We start from the raw sequence: 22,671 nt of genomic DNA on the forward strand, positions 1-22,671 counted from the left end.
AACTATTCGCCCAGCGCTTGGCTCACCGCATTGTCCACGTTAGCAGCAAGCGCGCAGGCGGCACGTTCCAACTTCCGCTGCAAGTCGGCATAGCCTGGCGCATCAACCTCTATTGAAAGCATGGCGTGGCTCACTCGGCGGTAGTGATTGAGCGCGGCCAACTTCAAACCGTCGAGAGTGATGGTTACTGGAGCCCTCAACTCAGTAGGCGCCTCGGTCACCAAGTTGGTACGTTTGGCCTCCGTATCAACGCTCATGGGTCGGGCTGGCATACTTAGGGGGTTCGATAAACTCTTTAGCTCAGGCACTAAATCGTGGGCATCCATATTGAATACTCGCGCAAGCTTCAGTGCTCCGCCTAGCCTGGGTATAGATCTTCCAGCCTCGTATCTAACAATTTGAGGGAGACTTATCCCACTCTTGGAGGCTAATTCTTTTTGAGTGAGTCCCGCCTCAGATCTGGCCCATAGGAGACGCTCGGAGAATGGCTTTGTATCAGACATTGATATCGTTCTCATAAAGCCAATGATCGAACGATTTAATTAGCATGGGTAACTCCGTCCTAGCTTAGCCCGCACGGCGGCGGGCTTGAGATTGCAGCGAAATTTCCTTTTTACTTTCGCCGCTAGTTTAACTGGTAACACCATTAAAAACGTCCATCGGTGCCTCAGGCCAATTCTTGCGTATTGAGGCAAAATCCCCCGCATTCCAGCAGCGCAGAAACTGAAGACCATTTTCAGTTTCGAGAGCAAACGAAATAGCTGCCCTGGCAGCTTGAGCGCCACCATCTTTGCTTTGCATGCGAACCTCGTCACTGAACGGGTTCTCAAGCACTCCTGGTGCTACACCGAGTGCACCGGCTAGCTTTCCAAGAATGGTTTTTCTGGGGCGGGCAGTTCCGGCCTCATAGCGAGAAATCTGTGATGGCGATACACCAACTACATCTCCCAGCTCCTGCTGAGTAAGGTTTCTTTCCCCCCTCAGATAGATCAGGTTGGTTGCAAATGCATTCACCATACTTTTCCCTTCAATCCAACGCGGCGCTACCTGAGGCTCTTACAGTTTGGTAGCAATAATCGTGTAGATCGTACCATCCTGCATCTTCAACGCTACAGGCTTACCGATTGGCAGCGTCTGAACACTACGCGAGGTGTGGCCGCTAAAGTCACCTGTAGTCAGCGAGCAAGCATCATTCCCACTTGCAGGGCATCGGCCACCGCCTCGGTCACTGCACCTTCCCACTCGAAATATTTCATCGCGGCGCTTTCCTTTAACAGTTTGTTCGGTATGCGTAGCCCTACCATCACTCGGGTGTCGGCCACTTGTCCCGGCATCCAGGACGCTTGCACCGCTGCCAGTCGGGCACATCCATCGCCGGCTCAGGATCACACATGACCGCAACCAGACCGCACGCGGCGATGCCATCGTCTCGCAGGACATGGGCACGCTTTGGCGTGCGAGTATCCGGGTTCGACAACCAGCTCGCGTCGCGTAAAGCGGCGAGCACGGTCGGCACTTCGGCCTGATCGGTCATTAGCGATTTCCTTGAACTCAGTGTGTTGCTATGGGAGTGGGGAGCAAGGCACAGACTTCGCGATAGCTTTTGATCGCTGCCCAAGCTGTCAGCGCGAACAACGGCGCAAAGCACAAACCAAGGTCAGGCCCTCACCGTAGATGGCCAGGGGTATTACGGCCATCACCAGAGACACCAGGGTAACGGCCGTGAAGAAGGTGTACACGACCAAACATTGCAGTGATTTCATAGACGTTTTCCGTGTTAGTTGGAGTCCGGCACAAAGCCGTCGCCGTTGCAGGTTTTGCAAGGTGGTTCATTGCGCCACGGTGCGCGACCGTCGCAATTTGGGCAGCTATGAAACGGCGAGCCATCAACCCATGCTCGCAGCACCAGTGCGAGCTTAAGCTGGTCGCTTACTTCCGCCTTCACGCATGCTTCTACCATTGCTCGGTAAACCTCGATTTCGGTGATAGGTACTGTCGTCTGCACTGCTAGAGATGGATTACTCAGTCCTAATTTTTCTGAAAAAACCTCAAGATTCCTCAATCCTAATTTTGCTGAAAAAACCTCAAGCTGAGCAAATGAAGTGAAACCTCGTGAAACGGCCATAGCCTTCTGGCAAACCATAAGCGGGTACTCGGTACCGAAAACCTGTAGCGACTTCTTTTTCAGGCGTTTGGCGTCGCGCTTGAGCATGGCCATGTTGCGAATTGCTTGCATGCTTAAAAGGCGTGTAAGGTCCTTGTGGTCGATTTCTTCGTCGGCTTCCACTGCAACTATTGTTCTGCCGCAGCAAGGACACTGGTCTCCATTACAGACGGCGGCGGCAATCACCGAACTGTCCGCGAACGCTAAACAACGATATTGGCGCACTCCGTTGGCGATGAAAAATTCACCATGGCAATGGTGGTTCATACGATTTTCCTACTGCTTGGGACCAGTTTTAGGACGCTGCCTTGCAACGTGGTAGAACGCGGTTTTGCTATGGTGCTTTCGCGAAAACTCAAGGCGCTCATCAGGGGCAAGTTCATCTACCCATTCCACCCACTGATCCACGGTCATTGAGTCGATTTTTTGGCTTACATCCCTCATTTTTACGCTCAGGCGTTCAGCCGCAGATTTGATCGCAACCTCTTCCTGCTTGAGTGCCCAATGCCGCTTCAAAGCAAGACCAACTTTGAAAAAAGCACTATCAATCGCTGCCTGGAATTCCTGGTTATCACTGACTGCTGGCTCCAACGCCTGCTCAATCTCCAGCAGTTCGGCAGTAGTGAACTCAATTAGGTTGGCCATCACTTTTCCCTAAACTGCCTACTTGGCGAACTTCGCGACTGTCTGTCACCGGGATACCGCCTCTTGTGTCCCTCGCAGCGGGCACCGGGTCGTCAGGCGAGAGCATCACGTACAGCATGAATGCAGAAACAACAACGAGGATCACTAGAAGCGCGACGTTACGAACCAACGTCGAAACAACGAGCAGTTCGTTTAGGTGTTCTTTTGTCATTTGGGTCAGTTTCCCTTAACTCAGTATGGGCAGTCATTAGCCGTGCGAAGAATCTTCGGCGTCCAATGCAGCCTCTTCGTCAGCCTCATCGAGGCGTGCGGCCAGATCCTGAGCAAACGCGGTCAGACGCTCCCCTTCAGCAGCCATCAACAACAGCGCTTCACGGATATCCGTCTGGGCCATCATGTCGCCAGAGGTGTAGCCTTCGTTTTCGAGTGATTCGCGCACGTCGGCGTAGGCATCGCGTTGCTTTCGTGTGGTAACAGGCATTCCATGGCTCCTATGGATTCATTACTCGTTCTACTGCCTCGGCCCAGCATGGCTGGGCTTGGGTGTAGCGGGGTCTTTTCCCTTAACTGAACGCTTGCCAGAACTCGTCCAATACAACGAGCTTTCGCCCTGGTTTCTTGCCTTTGAAAAAACGGCCACGGGGAAGGCGATCACCACGGTTCAGCTTTTGCCTCTACTCTTCGAAAGCCGCAGTCTTGCGACGATTTGCTTCGAAGCGTTCCATATCGGGCAGCGTCTGTGTAACCGTGACAAACTGTGTGCCGTACTTCGGCGTGACATCCGGCAGGATGCTATTGCCTTTGCCGGTACCGGCGTTTTCGGCCAAAACCACTTGGATTTCATCGCCGGTCGATCTGGTGACTTTCATCGCGTTTTCCGGTAAGTGGCGGTCATGCCGCCAGTTCAACAAAGGGGATGCCTTTATTGGTCCATGCAATCAGAGAGCGATCTGCTCTCCCAGCACGACAGTCCCTTGCAGCAAGACTTCCATAATGGGTCTGGAAGACGTTTCCTGATCCCAGTAACGTAGGACGTGAGGTAGAGCCGACCTGTAGGTCATGTCGCCTCCTATCTTGTCCAAGATCACTGTGTCCACGTCAAACGCTACCGGACACCCTGAAATGTCAATTGCACACGTCAGCTTGTCGCCCATTCGATCTGCCCAATGCTCGTCCCGGTATAGGCGAAGCGAATCTATGTCTCTGCAAGCGAAGTAGGATTTCAACCTGGATGGGCAGTCCGGTCGTTTTTCCGTGCGAATCCGTTCGTAAAGCGCTTCCCAGAACGTCGCGCCAAAATCGAACTTGACGATTGACGGGACGCTTCTTCCGAGGAATTTGAGCTTTGTGGCTTGTGCCCTCGTAATCGTGTTGGGGACCTTGAGATCGCTGGCCCGCTCCTGCTGCTTGTGGATGAAATCAATCATCAGATGGAACGTGATATTGCTCTGGCTGCACACTTCAATTGCAGCATCAGCCAAAGCCTTTGCTGGATGGCTGCGGCCGGTACGGTAGCCGTAATTGATGTGGGTCGTGTCAACCAAGCTCCCCAACTCGTAATGGCTGGCCCTCATGATCTTGTAAGCGGTCACCCTGCCTCCTTCGGTATTGCTATTGGGGTGCGGAATCTCAGTTCCAGTACTAGGACATGGAGGCGCGAAAAGCGCCCCTCTCCTACGTCCTCGGCCCCGGCTTTTGAGGGCTGGGGCTTGAAGGTGCAACTGAGCGTTTCCGTGATTAACGTGTGATTGCCCCATTCATTTCATCGGAGCGGTCGCCACGGTCTTAAAGCGCCTAGTCGCCGCTGGGCTCGATCAAAGCCGCGCTTGCGTCAAGTGCTAGCATTGCCAGCGTATGGAAGCGCTCAAAGAACAAGGGTGCAAGAGTGCCATAATCGGGGCGACCTTCAAGCGGAAACCCGATAGCCTCGTCCAGATGATCGGTCAGGGCCTGGGTAGCATCGTGCACGGCTTGATAGTCATCTTCATGGCAATCAAGACCACGACGCACCATATCTAGATCATCCACGCCACGTACAGCAGCCACGTAGAACGTGCACAGCTCGATATGCCGCTGCGCTTTCTCGTGGCCATCCATGCGGCCTGAGGCGTTACTCATCAGATAACGGTGGATGGCGAAATTCAGATGCAGACGACATGCCTGCTTAAACATTTTTGCTGCGGTCATCAGCCGCTCCCTTAGCGGATCTCAATGAAGAGATGTTACCTTTTACGGTAAATCTATCAAGACTTATTTTTACCCATTAAGGTAAGTTTTTTCTGTGATCCTCGACAAAGGGAAGCTCAGCCTAGAATTGGCGTTTGACCTGGGCGAAGGGATGGGCGCTCGGCGGGGGGGAGTTACGCATAAATCTGTCAGGCTGGCACCTGACTCATGCTCGATCTGGTGAGGGTCAAACCGGTCCTACTGATAAACGTATCAGTGGCTTAATCTGATGCCACTGATAGTTCAAGGCAATCATGGGCCATGTGTGGGGTATCGCCATGGTGCGCTATGGGTGCACACGAATTCCGGTGGCATAGTAACCCGCTCGATCTGGATCATTGGCAACGCAGTACAGAAAAATTATGTCTTCCTGCATCCGAATCTGAGGTGGCCAAAAAATGAAATAACCCGCAATGGCGGATCTTTGTCGTGGCACAGTGATGTTTACCGTGGGTCTACAACTTTCCTAATCACAAGGTGGCTCTCGTGTATCGGACCACACTTAAATCGCTCGTACTGCACCAGCTTGCGACGGCGGACATCGCTGATCTGCCGGTTCATATTTGGGAACTCAACCGCCATGTAGGCAGCTGGGAAAATGTCTGGGTCATAGGGAATCGCTTCGAGAACATCAATTCCGTTCTCAACGAAAATGCGCTTTCCAAGCTTGGTGAGTGCCAATGCCTTGATTCGACGAATGTGCGGGGAAGCTACCCTGTAGCCTTCGTGGACAATGAGGTCACGCAGATAGTGGTTGGATGCTCTGATCGCAATTTTCACCCTCACAGACTCGCGGTGAGGCCATTCTTGCCAAGGGGCATAGACATTGAAGATGCGAGATTGGAGGCAACTGATGGGGTCAATTACCGCGACATTCACCCCATCCACTTCAACAACGGCAAGGTATTTGAAGATCTCTTTTTTAGAGACCCCTCCTACTCCACCCATATCCAGAATATCAACGACAACCTCTTTTCCGTCGACCCAATCAATGCACGCAATCGCGATGTTTACTGGAACATCGTCCATCGTTGCCTTGCGAAATGGGTATCCCAGGACCTTAGAGCAGTAGTCGATTGAGTCAGCGTTCCCGATGAAATCCAAGTCATCACTGGTCACAAAAGCGACATCTTCGCCTGTCATTTCATCAATGAGGTATTGCCGAGCCCAAAGCGTAAGCGACTGGCCCCCGACGATGATCAGGCCATAATCTCGAACGGCAGATTGCAGAGATGGGCGATAAACGCGCTGGATAAGGTCGAGAAGGAATGTAAAAAGTTCGGAACGCTCAAGTACACTAAAGGGCACGTCTTGAACGGCGACTTCCGGCATCAGCAGCCCATTGCGGCAAAGCGTTGAGGACGTGCGATAGAAGCAGAATTACCGCGCCAAGCAGATTTGACACGCGCCGCAGCCCGCTCAAGGTTGTAAGAGTTAGATGCATAGACAGCATCAACTACTCGATCACGTGCGCTGCTTTTCAGGCTCATGATTTCCGAATAGTTGAGATCTTGTGGGCGCTTCTGGCCGCTGATCATGACAAATACACCATGCAAATGGGGTAGGAATGGGTTCTACGTCCAAAGACTAGCACACCATCAGCACCAATCACATCCGCCAGTTTGAGAGCGTGACATTGGCCGACGAAATGCACCTGTCGAGATGCAAAGCTAGCCAAATTCACTAGATCTAGCAAGTAAGCACCGCTTTATAGCGCTTTTCACCGCCTTGTGGTGGCCGTTAATCGACAGGGGCGTACGCTAAATTCCGGTGCCTTGGCGAGAGATGCTCTGGAAATTCCGCGCACTTTTCTAGGACGATCGGCACAGAGATGTCCAAGGTAGCCGAGTGATGATCTTGGCCCGTCGCCCCACACGGGTCCGCTTGTAGTCATCATCCATGAAGCCGACTAATGAACATCCCTGCCCTTTGTACCTGGATATGAAAATGGATCGTACGAACCATTTAGCTCGGTCGCAAAAACCGCTCGATTCTGCCTGCAGCTTTCTGCTCTATCCACGCCCGTCGGGCGACTGAAGCAGAGCTTCCCTTGATCGCGCTGCGGGGCTAACATTCAGCACTGTACATATAGACAGTATCTGAAATGCCCATACAATTGATCGGCCCACTTTCCCCCAGCACAAACCCTGTGCGCTTGCCGGTATGCGGGCAGGCCAGCTGTGGATTCCCTTCACCAGCGGCGGACTACTCCGTGCCGGATCTCTCGCTCGATGACCTGGTAGGGATAACCGCGACCTCGTCCATCTTCCTTATGCGTGCGTGGGGCGACTCAATGCGCGGATGCGGGATTTACGACACCGACGTGCTCGTCGTCGATAAGGGAAAAACTGCTCGACCTGGTGACATCATCGTTGCCGTTATCGATGCCGAGTTTGTGGTCAAACGACTGGCTGTAGACACACATGGCCAACCCCAGTTGCTGGCAGAAAACCCGGACTACCAGCCAATCAAATTTGGCGATGCCGAGACCTTTGAGGTCTGGGCAGTTTGCGTGTGGGTTCTGCATAACCTGCGTGGCATCTGAACCATGATCGGACTCGTGGACATCAATGCCTTCTACTGCTCCGCTGAAACCCTGTTCAAACCGTGGTTGCGGGATCGCCCGATTGTTGTCGCGTCGTCTAACGACGGGGCGGTCGTTTCAAGGAACGATCAGGCCAAGGAACTCGGGGTGGTCATGTCGCAACCTGTATTTGAGCTGCGGGAGATGATTGAGCGTAAAGGACTGATCGTCTTTTCTTCCAATTACGAACTTTACCAAAGTCTTAGCAACCGTTTCATGGCGATACTCACCGAACTTGCCCCGGTGGCACACGGGTACTCAATCGATGAGGCCTTCTGCATCCTGGATGGGGTGCCCGACCCTGAGGCCTGGGCGCGACACGCACAGAGTGAAATCCTACGCCGCATTGGTCTGCCTGTGGGTATTGGCATTGGTCCGACGGCAACCCTCAGCAAGCTCGCCAGCTGGGCAGCGAAAAAGTTCAAAGCTCGGACTGGCTGTGTGCTCGACCTGAGCGACCCGGCTCGACAAGAAAAACTTCTACGCTACGCAAAAGCCTCCGATGTATGGGGCATTGGGCCTCGCCTCAGCGAACGATTGAGCAGCGAACTTGGCGTACAGACTGCCTGGCAGCTCGCCTCAGCCGACCCCAAGGCTCTCCGGCGCCAGTACAACGTGAACGTTGAGCGCACAGCGCGTGAGCTACTGGGCATACGCTGCGTGGCGTTTGATGTCGATGCCGCGAAACGTCAGACCATCATCTGCTCACGATCCTTCGGCACGCGCATTACCAGCCTACCCATACTCAAGGAGGCAGTGGCTGGTTTTGTGACCAATGCTGCGCAGAAACTGCGGTCACAAGGGAGCTTTGCAAACTGCATCCAAGTGTTTGCCCGCACCAGCCCGTTCGCCTCTGGCTTGCAGTATGGAGCCTCAAGAATCATTTCCCTGCCCTTTCCAACCCATGACACGCGGGACCTTCTGCAGGTGGCGCTGGCGGGCTTGGTGGATCTCTATCGTGATGGGCCTGAGTACGCCAAAGCAGGCATAGTGCTTTCGCAGTTTGAGCAACGTGTGGGGATGACAAACGACTTGTTCGCGCCACCGCCCAGAAAAAACAGTGATGCGCTCATGGCTGTAGTGGATCTGATCAACGCGAAGCAGGGGCGCGGTACAGTGCGACTGGGACGTGACACCAACGTTGGGCAGTGGAAGATGCGCCGTGACCATCTCTCGCCCGCGTACACCACGTCCTGGCACGCTCTGCCCAATGTCCGCTGCTGATGACAGCGCGTGTTTTGTTGCCACCGCTACCGCTACGCTTGTGCAATAGGCCTATGGCTTGGTTTGTTCGTCGCAGAGAGTGCATCCTCAGGGTATATTGGCTAGTCAGGGGAATCGTCAGACAGCGGAACATCTCAGTCAGATGCTGACGTAAAATTTCAAATCCATTTGCAGATTGGGAACTCAATAGCGTATGGCTACAGTGAAAAAAATCGTCGAAGTTACCGACGGCAAGGGGCGCAAGAAGGGCCTCCAGCTTTCATTGTTCGAACTTATTGACAACTCCGAGTCCGAGTACAGCAACACCATCGAGCTTTACGATGCACTGCCAAAATACGTCTGGGATCAGTCAGACTCAGACCTGCGCGAGAACAGTGTTATCACCCGAAACTTTAAATCACGGGGCGTGGTGTATACGGTCAAAATCAAACCCGCCGTTATCGAGCGGAAGAACAAGGCCGGCGATATGGTCAGCGTGATGCTCTATCCAGGCTCACGCGAGGAAATTGTCGAGGAAGCACTCAGGAAGATTGCAATTAACGGCAACTCCTTTGAATCTGAAGCGGATAAGAACGTTGGCGTTTTTTTCACCGTGAGCCAGCTTTGTAAGGAGTTGGCTCGGACAAACCACACCTACAGCAATCAGGAAGTGGTTGAGGCGCTGGATGTCATGAGTTCATCCCTGCTTGAGTGCTCACTGGGCACCAAGGGCAAAGGACGTGACATGTACCGTGGGAACTTCCTTACCTCGCTCGCCCTTACCAGTCGAGACCAGTACCTAGAAGACGGTTCAACAAAGTGTTTCGCCACCTTCCACCCCCTGGTGACTCACGGAATCCGCACCCAAAAATTCAGGCTCTACGACTACAGTATTTCGATGGGGCTTAAATCTGACCTGGCCCGGTACATGTTCAAACGCATGTCCCACTATTGGACGCAGGCATCCCTCGACCACCCATACAACCTTAAGCTCGTGAGTTTCCTTACCGGCAGCCCCCGTGGCCTTTCACCGAGGATGAAAGACAACATGCGTGCTATGCGCTCGGCACTCAAAGCGCTGGTAGATGAAAAGGTTCTTCTCCCGGACTGGGATGAGGAAGTCATCAAGGATGCCAACGATAGGCGCATTACTCTGGACGTGGCGTTTGCCATGCTTCCGCACGAAAACTTCGTCAAGCACATGATGAGAGCAAATCGTAAACACAACGAGGTAGTGAGCCAAGTAGAGCTTGCCGACGCAAGATCAGCACTCAAAGGCGCTCCCAAGACAATACACAATGATGCTGACGAAACTGGCAGCGGTGGCTCTGAAGACGTATTCAGTTAGGCTCTAACTAGAATCGGTATGCAGGTTACGCCGCACTCGACAGGCGCGCCTCGTGTTGGTTTCCGAAATAAATACGAAATTCCGGAAATAGCTGCAACTACAAATGCAGAAAAAGCCCCAACAGGCGTGCCGGAGGTGTTCAGCGGCGTTTTTCCCGGATCATTTCTTGTAGAGGCGAACCCACTCGATGATCTCATCGAGCTGACGGTTATCCAGATGGGCGCAGTTCGCGTAGATCGCGGCAGCGACGTGCCCCTGGTTCGTTTCTGACGACGAACCGATGCCCGCCCTACCGTGCATGCCTTGCTGGCCATCATCGGCCAACACGCGCTCATTGGAGCTTGTTACAAACTGATTAGCCTGAATTGCCATGGTCTGCTTTCCTGCTGCAGATGATCGCCGAAAGTGGCCTGCTTCTACGTCCTCGGCCCCGGTTTTGAACGCCAGGGCTTGAGGGTGCTGCTGAGCATTTTCCTATCCGCGACCAATCTTGCAGTGAACAGGTATTACTTGGCGCAAAATCCGGTGGCCATCTTCGCCAATCAATGGCTCCTGTCCTTGCTCGATGGGTATATACACACCATGCCAAGGCGAGTCGATTTCAGCGGCACCCACTTCGTAGGCGACCCCATTGATGCAAATTTCGGCGCCGGTATCGGCGGTAAGCATTTCCAACTGAATTGGATGCTGCTTAATGGCCTGCTGAATCCCTACGGCGCCGATCACCATGCCGACGCACACACCCAAGGCAGCCGCCGCAATGGTGCTCCAGCGAATCGCCAGGGTTGCTGGCTGAGTTGATGTCATCACGTGATTTTCCATTTTCCTACACTGGCCGCTGGTCGTCGACCAGCTCGAAATAATTGTGTTGAACAGCGCGCACTACACCCTCGATTACCGTGCCGTCGCTAAGCTTGACCCGTACGCGGGAAAGACCAGGTGCTTTAAGTAGAGCAACTCCAACTTCTGCAGGCGTAAGGAGAAATGAATAGAAGGTATTCATGCGCTGCATCACCACTGAATATTTCTTCGGTTCTGTTGTTCGACCCAGCTCACCTGGCTTACCGTAGATTAGAGTCAACTCCACTGAACCTGCGTTCGTGCTCACAATGATCACCTCACGTTGCATGGACACGAAACCCGCGCCTCTCCTACGGACTCAGCCCCACGATGGCGGGGCTTTACGTGTACCTGGTGCGATTACCGTGATCAGTTTATGTCGATTAGAAGCCCTTCTGCCTCGGCCGCTGGCGATCAGTCAGAACAGTTTCGGAACTGCATACAAGAATGCCGCTGCTGACATGAAAAGGCCGGCAACCCTGAGCAAGGTGTTGATCTGCGCCGTCCGACTCATCTGCCTGAATTTCTGGCCATGGGTCACGTCCTTGGTCGAGTAGTACCAGGCGGAGGTCAACGGCGGATAGAGCGCGAGAGCGATGACGATGGCTTTAGCCAAGCTTGATTTGACTGCGAATCCAACAACGATGGCGACGCAAAGCATCACTATCCAGAAGTAGCCGTGCCGTACCAGTTTGCGAAAGCCTTCCAGATCATCATCTTGCTTGCTATCTGTTTTACTGGGCGGCTGGTAGAGATTAGCTAACAGCAATTTGGCTGTAAGGACAGCTTCCTCTGGCGTCAGCACCTCAGAGAAAGCCTCTACCAGCAGGGGCTCATCAATTCCGCCCTGGGCGGCATTGAAGCGGACGCCGTATGCTCCTGCGCTCAAAATCGTGTTCCGACATACCTCCAGCGCCTGGCCTGGCGTAGCAAGAAGCTCGGCGAGTGGCTCCTCGCCGACAACCACAACGCCGGCTCTTTTCATGTCCGCCACGACGTTAGCGGCAGCGATTTTCCCATTGATCTTCAAATAAGCCTCCGGACTCACTCATCATCAAACAGACAGTATTCAAGGTGGGCCAGACTCCCCCAAGCGCAGTACTTCATTCAAAATATCGTCGGCAAAATAGTTTACGAACCAGGCGATACTCTCAAACTGCGATGTCCCTCAACTTTGCGTTGGGTTGCTGACAGCCACTTTTTCGGCTGCATCACGCGCTTTACGTGTGTAGCGCAACTTAAATGCGGTGATAGCAGCAGCGAGTGCTACAAGGCCCACCACAGCACCCATGAAAGCTTCACCTCTCACAGCACAGTCAATGGCTCCGTAGGCGCCCAGTGCGGTCAACCCGATGTACACCGTTTCGAGGCAGGGCTTGCCATCGCGACCACGGACTTTGGCAATAACGAAAATCGCAGCTCCGCTCCCCCAAAGGATGACGTTAAACACATCACTGCTATTCATCTTGATATTCCTTGAACTGGGGCATTAATCAGCATCACATGTCAGGATCGTACTTCAAGTGGATCGTAAACAGCGTACCCAATTCGCTTGCATCCCATTGAATGGGCTGGCCGTCTAGACCTTCGCACTCATCGATTACCCCTCCGTTGCCGTAATCCGCGCCGGGGTGCATGTTGGTATAGCGCGGCGGCAGTGCGTAGTTATTGGCCTCCAGTCGCGACCGGGCCTGCTCCCAACTCTCACCCGGCCGCGCACCGGCCGACACTTGGGCATCGGTCAGCGGTGGCAGCTTTGCAAAGTCTGGTACCAGCATGTCAAAGCACATGGCAAAGTCCTTTCTTATGGCTCCGTTCCACCGATCCAACCTGGCTCTGTCGCAGCGGCCAGCCACTCGCGCAGCGAGCCAGAATCCTTGCCGGGTTCGTCTTCTTCAACCCAGCGCTTATCAAGCAGCTCTTCGCTGCTCAGCTCGGGCTCATAGTCTTCCGGGTCCCACATGTCATCACCGACAACTTCACGCATCAGCTCCAACGCCTGCTCCGCAGACGTGGCAGCGAACCAATCGCAATCGCCTACTTGATAGCAGCGCAGGGGTTCGGACGAAACACCCGCTGCGCGTGCGACGCCACCGATGCCGAAAGCATCGTTAATCTTTTGCTGCTTTTCGTTGAAATTGCTCACGGATCACTCCTTGAGTACTTAGGGCACCGAAGCGGTGTCCTCTACGGCCTCGGCCCAGCGTATTTGCTGGGCTTGGGCGTACCTGGGCGTTTTCCCGCTTACTTCGACGGTTTGTGTAGTGGGTCAGCGCCGATGTAAATATCCTCAGGGGCCTCGGGCCATTCGCTACGAAGTACGTCGAAATCACCTTGGTTCCAGAGTCGCAAAAACTGCATGCCTTCGTCGTCGTCCAGTGCGAACTGAATCGCGGCTACAGCGGCGTCCGAATTCAACTCATCTGCATCGACGAGCACATAAGGCTTACCCAACAACGAGAGGACATTAGCTACTGCCTCAGTAGGAGTACCGCCAAAAGCGTTCACAGCGTCTTCTTGACCCAGATCGAACACGAACGCATAGAAATCCGCGCCTTGCCCTGGTTGCTTTCCAGTAGGGCTTACGGAAATGCGCTCAACTGCAAGCACCTGATGCAACTCAAGTGGCAGGACGTAAGCATTTTGCTGTGAGTTCATCTGGTTATCCCTCGTTTGCGCGGACGCGAAATTGGCGTCCTTCTATTGCCTCGGCCCAGCATGGCTGGGCTTGAGTCTTCCGGCGTCATTTTCTATACGTGGCGAAGCCGCTTCCAATGCTTCAAGTTGCTGTGGATGTTGTGTACCAAAGGGAACATGACGACGCAGGCGATGAGTGCAAATAACTCCCTTGCCGGCATCCCAAAAAACCACCCTGCGATGGCTAGACCGAGCAGAACTACTGCCAGCACTATCCCACCTGAAGCCCAACACAAATACTCTTTCGCCAAGCTGTTCATCCTTTCGTGCTTACTTCGGCTGCTCGGCCTGGGCAGTCGGATGTGAATCCTGATTTCGTTCGGGCGGATTATCCAACCTGATCGAGTGTTTTAACTTACGCAGGGAGCGCTTCAGCACCTGCGCTGGCACGAATCGCAGTCCTCGCCTTTTCAACTCAGCTGCGCGAGCGACGTTCAGCATCCCTTCTTCCAACCTTCTTTTCATTGTTGAAATCCTTCCCATTGATTGAGCGCGAAAAGACGCGGCCTTCTACGCACCTAGCCCCACGTTTTAACGGCGGGGCTTGGGTGCACCTGGTGCGAATGCCTACTTAATGTTCTTAAACCCAGGGTGCTCAAGATCAACAGTTATACTGCTCTCCCATTGCATCTTCCCATCGTACTTCTTTGCCCATATCCTACGTTGCGCTGGCGTCTTGGAGGCGCATGCGCGTTCATGCCTCTTTCGCCACCCTTTGCATAAACCTTCCATGTCACGTTTGGAAATGGTCACTAAGCGGTACTGAGCACCACAGAAGTGGCATCGGGAATTGCCAGTGCAGCTCATCGCTGTTTTCCTCAAACAGATTGCTGGTCGGCACGTACGCCGTTCAGAGTGATCGCTAAGGCTTCACCGGCCTCAGTAAGCAGATATTCGCCAAACAGTGTCTGAAACATCAGGCCACGCTTCACAAGGGCGTTACAGGTACTTACACGGGCAGCAACAACCAGAGGCCCATGCACGCCGCGATCATTGCTGCCACTGCCGCTGGCCACAACTTTAAGTACGTCTTCCATTGACCCGCTGATCTTCGCAGTCATGCTCGTTTTCCCTCAACTTTGCGCAACAGATTTAGGGGCTTTCCAGATCAGCTTATCGCCGGTCAATCGCGCAGCGGCTTGACGTGCGCCGCGCTCGGTACGGTAGCACCGAGGTAACTCGTCAAAGTCACGGCCCCCCATTGAATGGAAATTGCAGTCCAGGCAAAACAGAACAGGAAGGCCGTATTCGTCTCGGCTGATCCAAAGTTCTTTGCCTCTGGAGTCCTTCGTTTCGATAACTACGGTTTCCATTTGCCTGCTGGGGGACTCGTGACCGGTCGCAGCAACCGGTTCCCGCCTTGGCTCACTGTAGTCATGGCCGCACTCAACCTTGGCCTTCCTCGATGCCAAAGCCCGCTGGTGGACATGGAAAATCACGTCCAACAAAGAGTCCTCGACGGCGCAACGATGGGCGGGCTCGGCGGCGGCCTCCATCTGGCTTTTGAGGATACGCAACTGATCGTAGGTTAGGTTCAACTGGTAGCGTGGCTCTTTCGATTTCGTAGCCATGACTGAATTTCCTCGATCTTGTCAGGACATACCTGGAGCAGAGTGTTCTTCAATAAACTCAGCAGTAATGCTGTCGTCATCACCCTCGCCCTGCGAATAGTCGATGAGCTGTACAAGGGCATCCGAAATATCAGTGTGTCCATATTCGGCCTCGAAGGCATCGACCCAAGCACGTTGTGCAGCGCTCGCTTTCGCTTGGGCCTTAGCTGCGGCCTTGGCTAGTCGAACCAGTCCCTTACTCGCCATCACAGTTTTCCTTGACTCATCAGGTTTACGCTGCCTGCGTGAGTTTCCCGTGCCCCGTTGGGCTCATGAGGCTGATTGCTCATCTCGTTTTCCAACCCTTGGCCGAGCAACTGGGCTCGCTCAGATTCTTCGTGCTGTGTGCCGCCGAAATTATGGCGGTTGTATGCGTCTACACAGTCCTGCTCGACCTTGTATTGCGACTCGATCCAAGGGAAGCTGATTCGCAGGAAATGGGCCTGCTCGCCATCGTTGAGTTCAGTCCAAGGGTATGCGTTACCATCCTGCCCCAGAACTGAAACCTCACCATCAAAATAGCGCTCGATAGCGCGGAGTCGCTGCTGTCCATCCAACAAAATTTGGTCAATGGTTTCATTGAAGGTGTTGCTGTTGACCATGAATGTGCCGAGCCCTACGCCCATCCAGATGCTTTCCAGAAAGCGCGAGCACTGCTCATCAGACCACTTAGCCTGCCGCTGCCAGCTCGGGAGCTTGTATCCCATCACGCGCCGCCCGTTGTAGCCTTGCTTATCCAGCGCTGCGTTACTGTGCTCTCGCTGAATAATCATCATGGCGAGAGTCGTCTGCATAGATTGGCCTACCATAACCCTGGCAGGATGACGCCGCAGAGGCTTGCTTTCAGTGTCCATGGGTTCCTACTCCAATTCACTTTTTCGCGGTGGTGAGCGAAGCGCACGCAAAACCGCCTGTTCCAGCGCCTCTTTACCGGCGTTGTCGTACTGCCGGGAGTAGGAGGCGTAGAGCTTGCGCAAAGGCAGCAACATAGCCTCAACCTCGTTGACCTTCTTGGCGTCCGCTTCCAGCTTGATACGGCGCTGATCGGCTTCAAACGCTTCATCACGGGCCCGCCAGTCGATACAGGCGAACTGATCCTTCCAGCGCTCTACGAAAGTCACCACACCCAAACCACGCGCTTGGCTGTCGGTAAACTGCGCACCGCGATACACTCCGCCGATGACTTTGCCTTTCAGCGATTTACTGGCAAACACAAAACTGTCAGCAAGCCGACCGTCTACGACGCGAAAAATCTCCGCACCTGGCTTGTCACCTTTCAAGGCGCGACGACCGGCGTAGACAAAATCGAACGGCAAAAACGCTGGTACTGCCGTTTGAGTGGTCATTGCGAATTCCCTTAACAGTTTGCAAATGGTCCGAGGCTCTGCAAGCAGGCCCCATGACCATAAACACCGCCGCCCACAGGGCTGGTGTACAACTTGCCATCAGCGCGCTTGTACTCGCGGTGCTCCTGAGCGACAAATGCTTCGCTCATAGACTTGCTGCACATCTCACAAGGGCCCAGTTGATCGCCTCCACGGCGAGCGGGCCGGAGCTTGTTGATGATTTTGCCGGTGGCAGTACCCATTAGCGCTTTCCTATCTGTGGTTCAGCCTTCGATAGGATCAATACTAGTTCCGTTAAATGGAACTGTCAAAGTCTTTTTAACGCCTTCTCGCATTAATATTTCCCCCCACGAATCGACTCGATACACAGGGCCGTCCTTCGCGATCACAGTGCCGAACTCCACGTTCAGCGCATGCACGTAGTCATCGATCTTGCCCTTACTGAGACCGGTCAACGCCGCAACGCTGGTTGCCGTTGGGCGCTCTAGCCTGTCGATAGCTGCGAGCGTTACCAACAACCGTCCTGCGTGGCCTTTGGGGTACTGAGGAACGCCGTTTTCATTCACTTCAAACGCTGACATACAGACTCCGCTAGTACCAATAAACGGAACTATAAGGCCACTTCAAAAGCCCGTCGAATGATTTCTTGATTTACGGCCAAGTACGGCTGTGGTCTTGGCGGGTAACCGACACCTCGTGTCCAAGGTTTGATGCGCCCTATCCGCAGAGCTGTCCTCTGCGATGGGGTGATGTTCAAGGTTTGGTGCGCCGGACTTTCTTCTTGAAGGGTTAATGTTCCGATTTTTAACGTTCAGATCTCAGGATTGAGCGCACCAAACCTCGTTTTACTGGCAGAACGTTTTCGGTCGGGCGCACTAAACCTTCAACCTGTATTGCTATCCTCAGATCGGGAGCACCAAACCTTGGACTTGGACCTCATCGATCCGCCGCGCTGATTAAAAGTCCGGCGCACCAAACCTTGAACCAAGCCGCAGCGAGCAGTCGAGGATGGTGGAAAGGTACGGCGCACCAAACCTTCAACAACACACATCATGCGAAAAATTGGGCGCACCAAACCTTTAATAGCTCGCCAGATACGGCGCTTCAAACCTTAGACCTTTCGAGCTTTGCGACTTAAAGCCTTGTTTTATAACGCTCCTGTGGATAACGCTGTGAATATCCCATCGGATGTACAAGGTTTGATGCGCCCAATCTGGCGCGGGTTCAAGGATCAGTGCGCCGCATCCAATTTCAGTGACTGCCGATCAAAGTCTTTCTAGTAGATTTACTGAGGAAGTCCAAGGTTTAGCGCGCCCTATCGATGTAGCGCATGAGGCAGGGGTGGTAAGTCACTGAAAATGTGCAAGGTTTGCTGCGCCCTACTTATAAAAATTGGTTTTTTCGAGCGATTTTGTTGATAAGTCAGTGGATAAGAATTGGTTCAGCGACGGTGTACAAGGTTCGATGCGCCGTAAGTACAAGGTTAAGAGCGCTATATGTCCAAGGTCTGGAGGGACTCTTTATTTTGCTGACGCCGCGATCTGTAAAGCCTGGAGACAAACGAGCGTGCACCTAACCGTTCTTAATCGCTCTTAGCCCTTTAACCAAAAAAAAGCCTTTTCGCTACGCAACCTTAAAAGAACCTGGGCAGTGGATAACCCAGAAAAAGGGTAACGAATACGAAATGAACGAGGTGTGCGACTGACGACATTGCGGTCAATCACACACGATTACATGCCGGGGCCCTTCATACCTGGTGCAGGCTTTTTGCTCTCGCCAAGGTCGATAAGCGTAGCGCGTTTCTCCGATTGCAAGCTGCGTGAGATCCCAGAATTCCACGCCTCATTCATCCTGGCTCCAACCCGCTCGAATTGCGGGTTGTCCTCAATGTACTCGACCATTTCCTTTCTAGCGTCACTCACGCCGTCGGCAATCTCCTGAAGCGCATTCTCGATGACGCGCTCGGTAAACCCGCAAGCTACGCGACCAAACTGGAGCAACCTCTTGTGTTTTGGGAAGGCTTTGCTGCCCTCCATTTCCAGCGCCATCAAGTCTCTGGGTTGGTAGGCTGTCGTTGTCACAATGTCGTACGCGGGCGACAGCCTGACCACTGCATCATCGCCAGCATGGTCGTATAGGACGCTAAAATTCTTGAGGTGGGCGTCTCCGTTCTTCACCGCCGCCGACAAAGCCACATTGCAGAAAAACTGCATCAAGGACTCTTGTAGCAATGACGGATCGACCATCTGCCTGATCTGACGCACGCACCCTTCATAGGTGCCGTCGTACTTTCGATTGCTGCTCCAACCATTGAGCACCGTAAGATCTTCCATGCCGAGGTAGCCTTGCTCGCTGACATCGAAGCGTTCAACGATCAGGAACTTGCCCCCGCTGCTCAATTGAACATTCGGCACCGCCAGCCCAGCCAACTCGGCAGCTCGCATGCAGAAGAATTCGTTGGCTGCCAGTTCGGGGTAGTCCTCGGCGCGCCACGCCTTGACGATATGAGTTGCCCCTCGGTGTGAAACGCGATCAAACTCCCCTGCCGCCTCGTCGCGAACCAGAACTTTGGGTTGAACGCCTGACACGCCAGAATACTGGGCATACTGCGCCAGCAAGTCCTCAAAAAAACCATGGGCACCATCGTGAATCAGCAGTTCATCTATCGACATGCCTGGTAGGACTTCAGATGCCTGTCCGCCTACGACAACCCGTCCGAGTTGGTGGGGGCCGACAATCTTCAAAAGGTCAAGGTCATCAAAGCCCTTGATCGCCTTCGAGAACATCTGATGCAATCGACTCTTCAATATGCCCTCTGGCAAGTGCATGTCGAAGATCGGGTGGAGCCCGGATTCCCACAGATAATCGTCACGGCGCACAGGCATAGTGAGCGACACAGCCTCTGTGCCGCCGGTCTTAGGGTGATACCTAAAGGTCGTTGCGTCCTTTGCCGAGTCCGCCCGCGCCAGCTCACCAACGGACTTACCACCAACCGCTACATTCAACGCATCATTGGCCATGGAACTCCCTCTCCTTCAAATCATCTAGCGTGGGTCGTTTGCGCAGCGGGGCGCTGGTCAGGGTCTGGCCAAGCAAATTTAGAATCGCCTCAACCTTCCGGATGCCGATCTCGGCAACCGTGTTGTTCTCGATGCTGGAGATGGTCGAGCGGCTCATGCCCAGCTTGCTTGCAAGCTCAGCCTGGCTCAGGCCCTTCTCTTTGCGAAGCTTTTTGATTGTCTTGCCGATTGCTTCCATTTTGCACCATATACAATGCATTAAGGGTTGAATATTAGCATATGTCGTGTATACAGTGCATCTATCAGAGGCAAATCGTCTTAAAAATTACTTTTCAGGAGCGTCGAATGGGACGGTGCAGCAAGATACTGGGGCGACTCGACTTCAATGAGCCTGCGCCGATTGGCGCTGAGCAGCGGAGCCGGATCGAGCAATGCGCTGTGACGCCCACGCCGAACAAAAAGACCTGGCGTGACGTGCACAGAAACAGCCAGCTCATTGGTCATGTTCGAACCGGTTTCGGGGGCCAGCAGTACCGCGCCGTCGGCGCGAACGATTGGCAACATGCCGTCAGCTACTGGCATTCGTCCGACCCGGCCCATGGTCACGCGATATTGCAGCTGATCGATGCGTGAGCATTTACGATATTAAGTCCGCACCCCCCTACGCTCGACGATAAACCTTGTTCGACTGACGGGAACTTAGGGGCGAAGAACGTCCCGAACGGAATTAGGCTTCGGCCTTCGCTTTCGCGCAAACAAACAAGGATTCCCTATATGAGTCTAACCGACTACAAATCTGCAACATGCAGCATCTCTTACGGCTCACAGCTCACAGGGAATGAAGCCGAGAAGATCGTCGGCCAGCCAGTCACTCACGTTCAAGCCTCCGAGTATGGGCTCAAACTGACCTTTGCCGATGGCTCGATACTGGATGTAAGCGGGACCACCTATGGCGACGGCCCGCTGGGGGTTGAGTTCACTAAAACACAAAGCTGACGCGTCACAGGGGTTTCGCTCAAAGCCCCTTATGGCTGTAGTGCTGTCGCGCTGGGAGCGCCACCAGATTTGAACATCGCGCCAACCCGCTCAAGCAAGTCAGTCAGTGCCTTGAGCAGGTGTTGAACAACCCCTTCAAGACGCTCGTACAGCGATCTATCGTTCACGTTTAAGGCCTTCAGGATCGACTCGTTCTCCGTCATGAAAACCTTGATAGGCTCGATGCCTTTTCGCGACACAGCGTGTCCATCAAGCCCCTTGCCCACACCCTTTCCCATAACAACTTCCGCGAGGTCGCTGAGCTTGTCGAGGTGCTTCGCAAGCTCGACGATTTGCCCCTCATGCTGAGGATCGGCTCGAAAGGCGGTGATCAAATCAGCTTTGGCGGCGTCATCAACGCTTCCGTCGGCGAGCGGTGCGAGGCCTGCCTCTTTCAGCGAGGCGATCTGATTACCAGCCGAACGGAGTGCATCCGTCAGATCCAGTTCGGCGCGTTGCTGGCTGTAGTCGGCTACCTTGGCGTTTACGCGATTGCCGCCGAAAGACAGTAGGTTCTTGAGCCCTCCCAATCCGCTTGCGCCAAGCAGGCCTCCCCCGCTGCCACCACCGATCTTCAGTCTTGACGGTGCTGACGACAGCGGGCTGCGCTGTGAGGAATTCAGCGATTGCCCTGTGCTCAGCTGAGCTGCATCGATCTTGGTAACAGCCCACACGTTACGGGGCGTAGTGATGGCTTCGGTGCCTATGACATTGCCGTGTCTGTCGAGGATGTTGGTATCGACGGTCACGTCTTTGCTTCCCTTGAAGGCAAGGTGAACAGGCTCGCCTATTTGAGTGCCGCTGGAGATCATCGCTCGCTCCAGATCCACGCCCCAAACTGTCTTGGGCCCCTTCGGCGTGTCGAGCGTCACGAAGTAGCTCATTTTGGCTTTGGGATCATGGTTGTATTTGGCCCGCCCGTGGTCTGCCAAAATGCCCTGGTACTGACGGTGCGATGCGCTTTGCTCTTGCACGCCGCGCATAAACTCATGAACCAGTTCGCGATCCTGGTGGTAGGCCTTCTGAAACTCTTCGATCACGTGATTCAGGGATGGCCCTGTCGCTGCGTCCAATCCGGTTTTGTATGCCTTCTCAAGCAAGGCAGCACGACTGACCTGAGATTCGGTTGTATGGGGCATGGCATCCTCCAAGCTGATTGATTGCACGTGCGCTTCCGCCGTGCTGGTAATGCGCGTTGCTATTCGCCTCTCTCCAGACCTGTATTTCAGTTGATCCTGAAAACACCCAGCGGTACTGGTACGCCTACACAGGGTTAAATTAATCACGTACAGTATTACGATACATTTTTTTGGTGCAGAGCGCTGCCATGAGTCAGTCCAAATATCCCACCGACACTTTTAGACGGTTTTCAATGGTTCTCGAAGCGAGAGCAGGTGAAATGGGCGCCAAGGCCTTTTCTCTGGGCGACGGAATCGTGACCGCCGACGTGGCGGTTGATGAGGCGGGCCCACTGACTTGGGCACTGGCCATTCACGCAGACTCACTTGCTCGGCTGGGAGGAATCTCTCCCCCTGGCGCCAACATGCTGCCGTTCACAATGGTTGAGGATGAAAGCGCTCCCTACGGCAACTTGTGCGTTATGCAGAGCGGTTCAATTCCGGCAAGTATCGGTTTCAACTTTCTCGATGCCGCTCTAGAGCACTGCATCTGCATCGGCATGAAGCACCTTGGGTATACACCTGAGGAATGGGCAGATCTACCAAACAACCAGCAAGTAATCCCGATTGAGCCTTACTTCGAAAACCTCAAAACCCAATGGGTTACTGAGGAGTTGGAGTCTAGTGAACGAGTGCAGCTCGTTATTAATCTGCCGAATTTGTACACCAAAGAACTGCTTCAGCAAAACATGCTTGATGAAAGGATGGAAACAGCTGAACAACCAGATAAACCACAACTAAGCCGTGCTGTAAATTTCGGCTCAATGCGATAAGG

36 protein-coding genes are annotated in these 22,671 nt (G+C 53.8%); 5 read left to right on the plus strand and 31 right to left on the minus strand.

Annotated elements, in window-relative coordinates; genetic code table 11:
• Positions 1–2 precede the first annotated feature (2 nt).
• The 13 genes from HBO09_RS28960 to HBO09_RS16995 all read right to left on the minus strand — a co-directional run bounded on the left by HBO09_RS28960 (position 3) and on the right by HBO09_RS16995 (position 6,573).
• Complete coding sequence (locus HBO09_RS28960) at positions 3–257, minus strand: hypothetical protein (protein ID WP_262381259.1); 255 nt, start codon at positions 255–257, stop codon at positions 3–5.
• A 373-nt stretch (positions 258–630) separates the two neighbouring features.
• Positions 631–1,014, minus strand: a complete 384-nt coding sequence (locus HBO09_RS16940; protein ID WP_169996003.1) for a helix-turn-helix transcriptional regulator — start codon at positions 1,012–1,014, stop codon at positions 631–633.
• 289 nt (positions 1,015–1,303) lie between these two features.
• The gene (locus HBO09_RS16945; RefSeq protein ID WP_169996001.1) at positions 1,304–1,534 is read right to left on the minus strand and encodes a hypothetical protein; all 231 of its coding nucleotides are present in this window, start codon (positions 1,532–1,534) and stop codon (positions 1,304–1,306) included.
• Between the two features lie 88 nt (positions 1,535–1,622).
• Positions 1,623–1,763 (minus strand): hypothetical protein, encoded by a 141-nt coding sequence (locus HBO09_RS16950; protein WP_169995999.1) that lies wholly within the window; start codon positions 1,761–1,763, stop codon positions 1,623–1,625.
• A gap of 14 nt (positions 1,764–1,777) precedes the next feature.
• On the minus strand, positions 1,778–2,431 hold the full coding sequence (locus tag HBO09_RS16955; protein ID WP_169995611.1) for a hypothetical protein: 654 nt from the start codon (positions 2,429–2,431) through the stop codon (positions 1,778–1,780).
• 9 nt (positions 2,432–2,440) lie between these two features.
• Positions 2,441–2,809 carry a hypothetical protein gene (locus tag HBO09_RS16960; RefSeq protein WP_169995997.1) on the minus strand — a complete coding sequence of 123 codons (369 nt, stop codon included), beginning with the start codon at positions 2,807–2,809 and terminating at the stop codon, positions 2,441–2,443.
• Positions 2,793–3,020: a hypothetical protein gene (locus HBO09_RS16965; protein ID WP_169995995.1), complete on the minus strand. Its 228-nt coding sequence runs from the start codon at positions 3,018–3,020 to the stop codon at positions 2,793–2,795. Before HBO09_RS16965 ends, HBO09_RS16960 begins: the two co-directional genes overlap by 17 nt.
• Before the next feature lie 36 nt (positions 3,021–3,056).
• Positions 3,057–3,290 (minus strand): hypothetical protein, encoded by a 234-nt coding sequence (locus tag HBO09_RS16970; RefSeq protein WP_169995993.1) that lies wholly within the window; start codon positions 3,288–3,290, stop codon positions 3,057–3,059.
• 193 nt (positions 3,291–3,483) lie between these two features.
• On the minus strand, positions 3,484–3,678 hold the full coding sequence (locus HBO09_RS16975; RefSeq protein ID WP_169995609.1) for a hypothetical protein: 195 nt from the start codon (positions 3,676–3,678) through the stop codon (positions 3,484–3,486).
• 69 nt (positions 3,679–3,747) lie between these two features.
• Complete coding sequence (locus HBO09_RS16980; RefSeq protein WP_169995991.1) at positions 3,748–4,401, minus strand: hypothetical protein; 654 nt, start codon at positions 4,399–4,401, stop codon at positions 3,748–3,750.
• A gap of 202 nt (positions 4,402–4,603) precedes the next feature.
• The gene (locus HBO09_RS16985; protein WP_169995989.1) at positions 4,604–4,996 is read right to left on the minus strand and encodes a hypothetical protein; all 393 of its coding nucleotides are present in this window, start codon (positions 4,994–4,996) and stop codon (positions 4,604–4,606) included.
• A gap of 483 nt (positions 4,997–5,479) precedes the next feature.
• Positions 5,480–6,367, minus strand: coding sequence for a hypothetical protein (locus tag HBO09_RS16990; protein ID WP_169995987.1), 888 nt, complete (start codon positions 6,365–6,367; stop codon positions 5,480–5,482).
• Positions 6,367–6,573, minus strand: a complete 207-nt coding sequence (locus tag HBO09_RS16995; protein ID WP_169995985.1) for a hypothetical protein — start codon at positions 6,571–6,573, stop codon at positions 6,367–6,369. Before HBO09_RS16995 ends, HBO09_RS16990 begins: the two co-directional genes overlap by 1 nt.
• 566 nt (positions 6,574–7,139) lie before the next feature.
• On the opposite strand from HBO09_RS16995, the gene umuD reads away from it, so the two are divergent.
• The 3 genes from umuD to HBO09_RS17010 all read left to right on the plus strand — a co-directional run bounded on the left by umuD (position 7,140) and on the right by HBO09_RS17010 (position 10,170).
• Complete coding sequence (gene umuD / locus HBO09_RS17000; RefSeq protein ID WP_262381261.1) at positions 7,140–7,580, plus strand: translesion error-prone DNA polymerase V autoproteolytic subunit; 441 nt, start codon at positions 7,140–7,142, stop codon at positions 7,578–7,580.
• A gap of 3 nt (positions 7,581–7,583) precedes the next feature.
• Positions 7,584–8,843, plus strand: a complete 1,260-nt coding sequence (locus HBO09_RS17005) for a DUF4113 domain-containing protein (protein ID WP_170060927.1) — start codon at positions 7,584–7,586, stop codon at positions 8,841–8,843.
• A 193-nt stretch (positions 8,844–9,036) separates the two neighbouring features.
• Positions 9,037–10,170 carry a replication protein gene (locus HBO09_RS17010; RefSeq protein ID WP_262381262.1) on the plus strand — a complete coding sequence of 378 codons (1,134 nt, stop codon included), beginning with the start codon at positions 9,037–9,039 and terminating at the stop codon, positions 10,168–10,170.
• A 159-nt stretch (positions 10,171–10,329) separates the two neighbouring features.
• Here the strand turns inward: HBO09_RS17010 and HBO09_RS17015 are convergent, their stop codons facing one another.
• The 17 genes from HBO09_RS17015 to HBO09_RS17095 all read right to left on the minus strand — a co-directional run bounded on the left by HBO09_RS17015 (position 10,330) and on the right by HBO09_RS17095 (position 20,247).
• Complete coding sequence (locus HBO09_RS17015) at positions 10,330–10,542, minus strand: hypothetical protein (RefSeq protein WP_169995979.1); 213 nt, start codon at positions 10,540–10,542, stop codon at positions 10,330–10,332.
• Positions 10,543–10,644: 102 nt separating this feature from the next.
• Entirely contained in the window at positions 10,645–10,992 is a 348-nt protein-coding gene (locus HBO09_RS17020; RefSeq protein ID WP_169995977.1) for a hypothetical protein, read from the minus strand.
• 4 nt (positions 10,993–10,996) lie between these two features.
• Positions 10,997–11,305 (minus strand): hypothetical protein, encoded by a 309-nt coding sequence (locus HBO09_RS17025; protein ID WP_170060928.1) that lies wholly within the window; start codon positions 11,303–11,305, stop codon positions 10,997–10,999.
• Positions 11,306–11,428: 123 nt separating this feature from the next.
• Complete coding sequence (locus HBO09_RS17030; protein ID WP_169995973.1) at positions 11,429–12,040, minus strand: hypothetical protein; 612 nt, start codon at positions 12,038–12,040, stop codon at positions 11,429–11,431.
• A 138-nt stretch (positions 12,041–12,178) separates the two neighbouring features.
• Positions 12,179–12,475 carry a hypothetical protein gene (locus tag HBO09_RS17035; RefSeq protein ID WP_169995971.1) on the minus strand — a complete coding sequence of 99 codons (297 nt, stop codon included), beginning with the start codon at positions 12,473–12,475 and terminating at the stop codon, positions 12,179–12,181.
• Positions 12,476–12,509: 34 nt separating this feature from the next.
• Complete coding sequence (locus HBO09_RS17040; protein WP_169995607.1) at positions 12,510–12,788, minus strand: hypothetical protein; 279 nt, start codon at positions 12,786–12,788, stop codon at positions 12,510–12,512.
• A gap of 26 nt (positions 12,789–12,814) precedes the next feature.
• Entirely contained in the window at positions 12,815–13,156 is a 342-nt protein-coding gene (locus tag HBO09_RS17045; RefSeq protein ID WP_170060929.1) for a hypothetical protein, read from the minus strand.
• Positions 13,157–13,254: 98 nt separating this feature from the next.
• Complete coding sequence (locus HBO09_RS17050; RefSeq protein WP_169995967.1) at positions 13,255–13,668, minus strand: hypothetical protein; 414 nt, start codon at positions 13,666–13,668, stop codon at positions 13,255–13,257.
• An 857-nt stretch (positions 13,669–14,525) separates the two neighbouring features.
• Complete coding sequence (locus HBO09_RS17055; protein WP_170060930.1) at positions 14,526–14,768, minus strand: hypothetical protein; 243 nt, start codon at positions 14,766–14,768, stop codon at positions 14,526–14,528.
• A gap of 12 nt (positions 14,769–14,780) precedes the next feature.
• Complete coding sequence (locus HBO09_RS17060) at positions 14,781–15,278, minus strand: hypothetical protein (RefSeq protein ID WP_169995963.1); 498 nt, start codon at positions 15,276–15,278, stop codon at positions 14,781–14,783.
• A gap of 21 nt (positions 15,279–15,299) precedes the next feature.
• The gene (locus HBO09_RS17065; RefSeq protein WP_169995961.1) at positions 15,300–15,524 is read right to left on the minus strand and encodes a hypothetical protein; all 225 of its coding nucleotides are present in this window, start codon (positions 15,522–15,524) and stop codon (positions 15,300–15,302) included.
• Positions 15,524–16,171 carry a DUF262 domain-containing protein gene (locus HBO09_RS17070; protein WP_169995959.1) on the minus strand — a complete coding sequence of 216 codons (648 nt, stop codon included), beginning with the start codon at positions 16,169–16,171 and terminating at the stop codon, positions 15,524–15,526. Before HBO09_RS17070 ends, HBO09_RS17065 begins: the two co-directional genes overlap by 1 nt.
• Positions 16,172–16,177: 6 nt before the next feature.
• Positions 16,178–16,663: a hypothetical protein gene (locus tag HBO09_RS17075; protein ID WP_169995957.1), complete on the minus strand. Its 486-nt coding sequence runs from the start codon at positions 16,661–16,663 to the stop codon at positions 16,178–16,180.
• Positions 16,664–16,926: 263 nt separating this feature from the next.
• On the minus strand, positions 16,927–17,244 hold the full coding sequence (locus HBO09_RS17080; RefSeq protein WP_169995955.1) for a hypothetical protein: 318 nt from the start codon (positions 17,242–17,244) through the stop codon (positions 16,927–16,929).
• 1,149 nt (positions 17,245–18,393) lie between these two features.
• A complete protein-coding gene (locus tag HBO09_RS17085) occupies positions 18,394–19,683 on the minus strand; it encodes a type II toxin-antitoxin system HipA family toxin (RefSeq protein WP_170060931.1) in 1,290 nt (429 codons plus the stop codon).
• Positions 19,673–19,921, minus strand: a complete 249-nt coding sequence (locus HBO09_RS17090) for a helix-turn-helix transcriptional regulator (RefSeq protein WP_169995950.1) — start codon at positions 19,919–19,921, stop codon at positions 19,673–19,675. Before HBO09_RS17090 ends, HBO09_RS17085 begins: the two co-directional genes overlap by 11 nt.
• A gap of 80 nt (positions 19,922–20,001) precedes the next feature.
• Complete coding sequence (locus HBO09_RS17095) at positions 20,002–20,247, minus strand: hypothetical protein (protein ID WP_169995947.1); 246 nt, start codon at positions 20,245–20,247, stop codon at positions 20,002–20,004.
• Between the two features lie 210 nt (positions 20,248–20,457).
• Here HBO09_RS17095 and HBO09_RS17100 point away from each other — a divergent pair, with 210 nt between their 5' ends.
• Positions 20,458–20,679, plus strand: coding sequence for a hypothetical protein (locus HBO09_RS17100; RefSeq protein WP_169995945.1), 222 nt, complete (start codon positions 20,458–20,460; stop codon positions 20,677–20,679).
• Positions 20,680–20,708: 29 nt separating this feature from the next.
• On the opposite strand, the gene HBO09_RS17105 is transcribed toward HBO09_RS17100, so the two are convergent.
• On the minus strand, positions 20,709–21,857 hold the full coding sequence (locus HBO09_RS17105) for a hypothetical protein (RefSeq protein ID WP_169995942.1): 1,149 nt from the start codon (positions 21,855–21,857) through the stop codon (positions 20,709–20,711).
• A 188-nt stretch (positions 21,858–22,045) separates the two neighbouring features.
• On the opposite strand from HBO09_RS17105, the gene HBO09_RS17110 reads away from it, so the two are divergent.
• Positions 22,046–22,669 (plus strand): hypothetical protein, encoded by a 624-nt coding sequence (locus HBO09_RS17110; RefSeq protein WP_169995940.1) that lies wholly within the window; start codon positions 22,046–22,048, stop codon positions 22,667–22,669.
• Positions 22,670–22,671 lie beyond the last annotated feature (2 nt).

It is taken from the genome of Pseudomonas sp. WS 5027 (assembly GCF_012985695.1).
GTDB classification, from domain to species: Bacteria; Pseudomonadota; Gammaproteobacteria; order Pseudomonadales; family Pseudomonadaceae; genus Aquipseudomonas; species Aquipseudomonas hygromyciniae.

What these genes read in the sequence shown, in the direction of transcription:
- HBO09_RS28960 (WP_262381259.1), bottom strand. Translation starts at nt 257, where the DNA reads ATGAGCGTTGATACGGAGGCCAAACGTACCAACTTGGTGACCGAGGCG.
- HBO09_RS16945 (WP_169996001.1), bottom strand. Translation starts at nt 1,534, where the DNA reads ATGACCGATCAGGCCGAAGTGCCGACCGTGCTCGCCGCTTTACGCGAC.
- HBO09_RS16950 (WP_169995999.1), bottom strand. Translation starts at nt 1,763, where the DNA reads ATGAAATCACTGCAATGTTTGGTCGTGTACACCTTCTTCACGGCCGTT.
- HBO09_RS16955 (WP_169995611.1), bottom strand. Translation starts at nt 2,431, where the DNA reads ATGAACCACCATTGCCATGGTGAATTTTTCATCGCCAACGGAGTGCGC.
- HBO09_RS16960 (WP_169995997.1), bottom strand. Translation starts at nt 2,809, where the DNA reads ATGGCCAACCTAATTGAGTTCACTACTGCCGAACTGCTGGAGATTGAG.
- HBO09_RS16965 (WP_169995995.1), bottom strand. Translation starts at nt 3,020, where the DNA reads ATGACAAAAGAACACCTAAACGAACTGCTCGTTGTTTCGACGTTGGTT.
- HBO09_RS16970 (WP_169995993.1), bottom strand. Translation starts at nt 3,290, where the DNA reads ATGCCTGTTACCACACGAAAGCAACGCGATGCCTACGCCGACGTGCGC.
- HBO09_RS16975 (WP_169995609.1), bottom strand. Translation starts at nt 3,678, where the DNA reads ATGAAAGTCACCAGATCGACCGGCGATGAAATCCAAGTGGTTTTGGCC.
- HBO09_RS16985 (WP_169995989.1), bottom strand. Translation starts at nt 4,996, where the DNA reads ATGACCGCAGCAAAAATGTTTAAGCAGGCATGTCGTCTGCATCTGAAT.
- HBO09_RS16990 (WP_169995987.1), bottom strand. Translation starts at nt 6,367, where the DNA reads ATGCCGGAAGTCGCCGTTCAAGACGTGCCCTTTAGTGTACTTGAGCGT.
- HBO09_RS16995 (WP_169995985.1), bottom strand. Translation starts at nt 6,573, where the DNA reads ATGATCAGCGGCCAGAAGCGCCCACAAGATCTCAACTATTCGGAAATC.
- umuD (WP_262381261.1), top strand. Translation starts at nt 7,140, where the DNA reads ATGCCCATACAATTGATCGGCCCACTTTCCCCCAGCACAAACCCTGTG.
- HBO09_RS17005 (WP_170060927.1), top strand. Translation starts at nt 7,584, where the DNA reads ATGATCGGACTCGTGGACATCAATGCCTTCTACTGCTCCGCTGAAACC.
- HBO09_RS17010 (WP_262381262.1), top strand. Translation starts at nt 9,037, where the DNA reads ATGGCTACAGTGAAAAAAATCGTCGAAGTTACCGACGGCAAGGGGCGC.
- HBO09_RS17015 (WP_169995979.1), bottom strand. Translation starts at nt 10,542, where the DNA reads ATGGCAATTCAGGCTAATCAGTTTGTAACAAGCTCCAATGAGCGCGTG.
- HBO09_RS17020 (WP_169995977.1), bottom strand. Translation starts at nt 10,992, where the DNA reads ATGGAAAATCACGTGATGACATCAACTCAGCCAGCAACCCTGGCGATT.
- HBO09_RS17035 (WP_169995971.1), bottom strand. Translation starts at nt 12,475, where the DNA reads ATGAATAGCAGTGATGTGTTTAACGTCATCCTTTGGGGGAGCGGAGCT.
- HBO09_RS17040 (WP_169995607.1), bottom strand. Translation starts at nt 12,788, where the DNA reads ATGCTGGTACCAGACTTTGCAAAGCTGCCACCGCTGACCGATGCCCAA.
- HBO09_RS17050 (WP_169995967.1), bottom strand. Translation starts at nt 13,668, where the DNA reads ATGAACTCACAGCAAAATGCTTACGTCCTGCCACTTGAGTTGCATCAG.
- HBO09_RS17055 (WP_170060930.1), bottom strand. Translation starts at nt 14,768, where the DNA reads ATGACTGCGAAGATCAGCGGGTCAATGGAAGACGTACTTAAAGTTGTG.
- HBO09_RS17060 (WP_169995963.1), bottom strand. Translation starts at nt 15,278, where the DNA reads ATGGCTACGAAATCGAAAGAGCCACGCTACCAGTTGAACCTAACCTAC.
- HBO09_RS17065 (WP_169995961.1), bottom strand. Translation starts at nt 15,524, where the DNA reads ATGGCGAGTAAGGGACTGGTTCGACTAGCCAAGGCCGCAGCTAAGGCC.
- HBO09_RS17070 (WP_169995959.1), bottom strand. Translation starts at nt 16,171, where the DNA reads ATGGACACTGAAAGCAAGCCTCTGCGGCGTCATCCTGCCAGGGTTATG.
- HBO09_RS17075 (WP_169995957.1), bottom strand. Translation starts at nt 16,663, where the DNA reads ATGACCACTCAAACGGCAGTACCAGCGTTTTTGCCGTTCGATTTTGTC.
- HBO09_RS17080 (WP_169995955.1), bottom strand. Translation starts at nt 17,244, where the DNA reads ATGTCAGCGTTTGAAGTGAATGAAAACGGCGTTCCTCAGTACCCCAAA.
- HBO09_RS17085 (WP_170060931.1), bottom strand. Translation starts at nt 19,683, where the DNA reads ATGGCCAATGATGCGTTGAATGTAGCGGTTGGTGGTAAGTCCGTTGGT.
- HBO09_RS17090 (WP_169995950.1), bottom strand. Translation starts at nt 19,921, where the DNA reads ATGGAAGCAATCGGCAAGACAATCAAAAAGCTTCGCAAAGAGAAGGGC.
- HBO09_RS17095 (WP_169995947.1), bottom strand. Translation starts at nt 20,247, where the DNA reads ATGTTGCCAATCGTTCGCGCCGACGGCGCGGTACTGCTGGCCCCCGAA.
- HBO09_RS17100 (WP_169995945.1), top strand. Translation starts at nt 20,458, where the DNA reads ATGAGTCTAACCGACTACAAATCTGCAACATGCAGCATCTCTTACGGC.
- HBO09_RS17105 (WP_169995942.1), bottom strand. Translation starts at nt 21,857, where the DNA reads ATGCCCCATACAACCGAATCTCAGGTCAGTCGTGCTGCCTTGCTTGAG.
- HBO09_RS17110 (WP_169995940.1), top strand. Translation starts at nt 22,046, where the DNA reads ATGAGTCAGTCCAAATATCCCACCGACACTTTTAGACGGTTTTCAATG.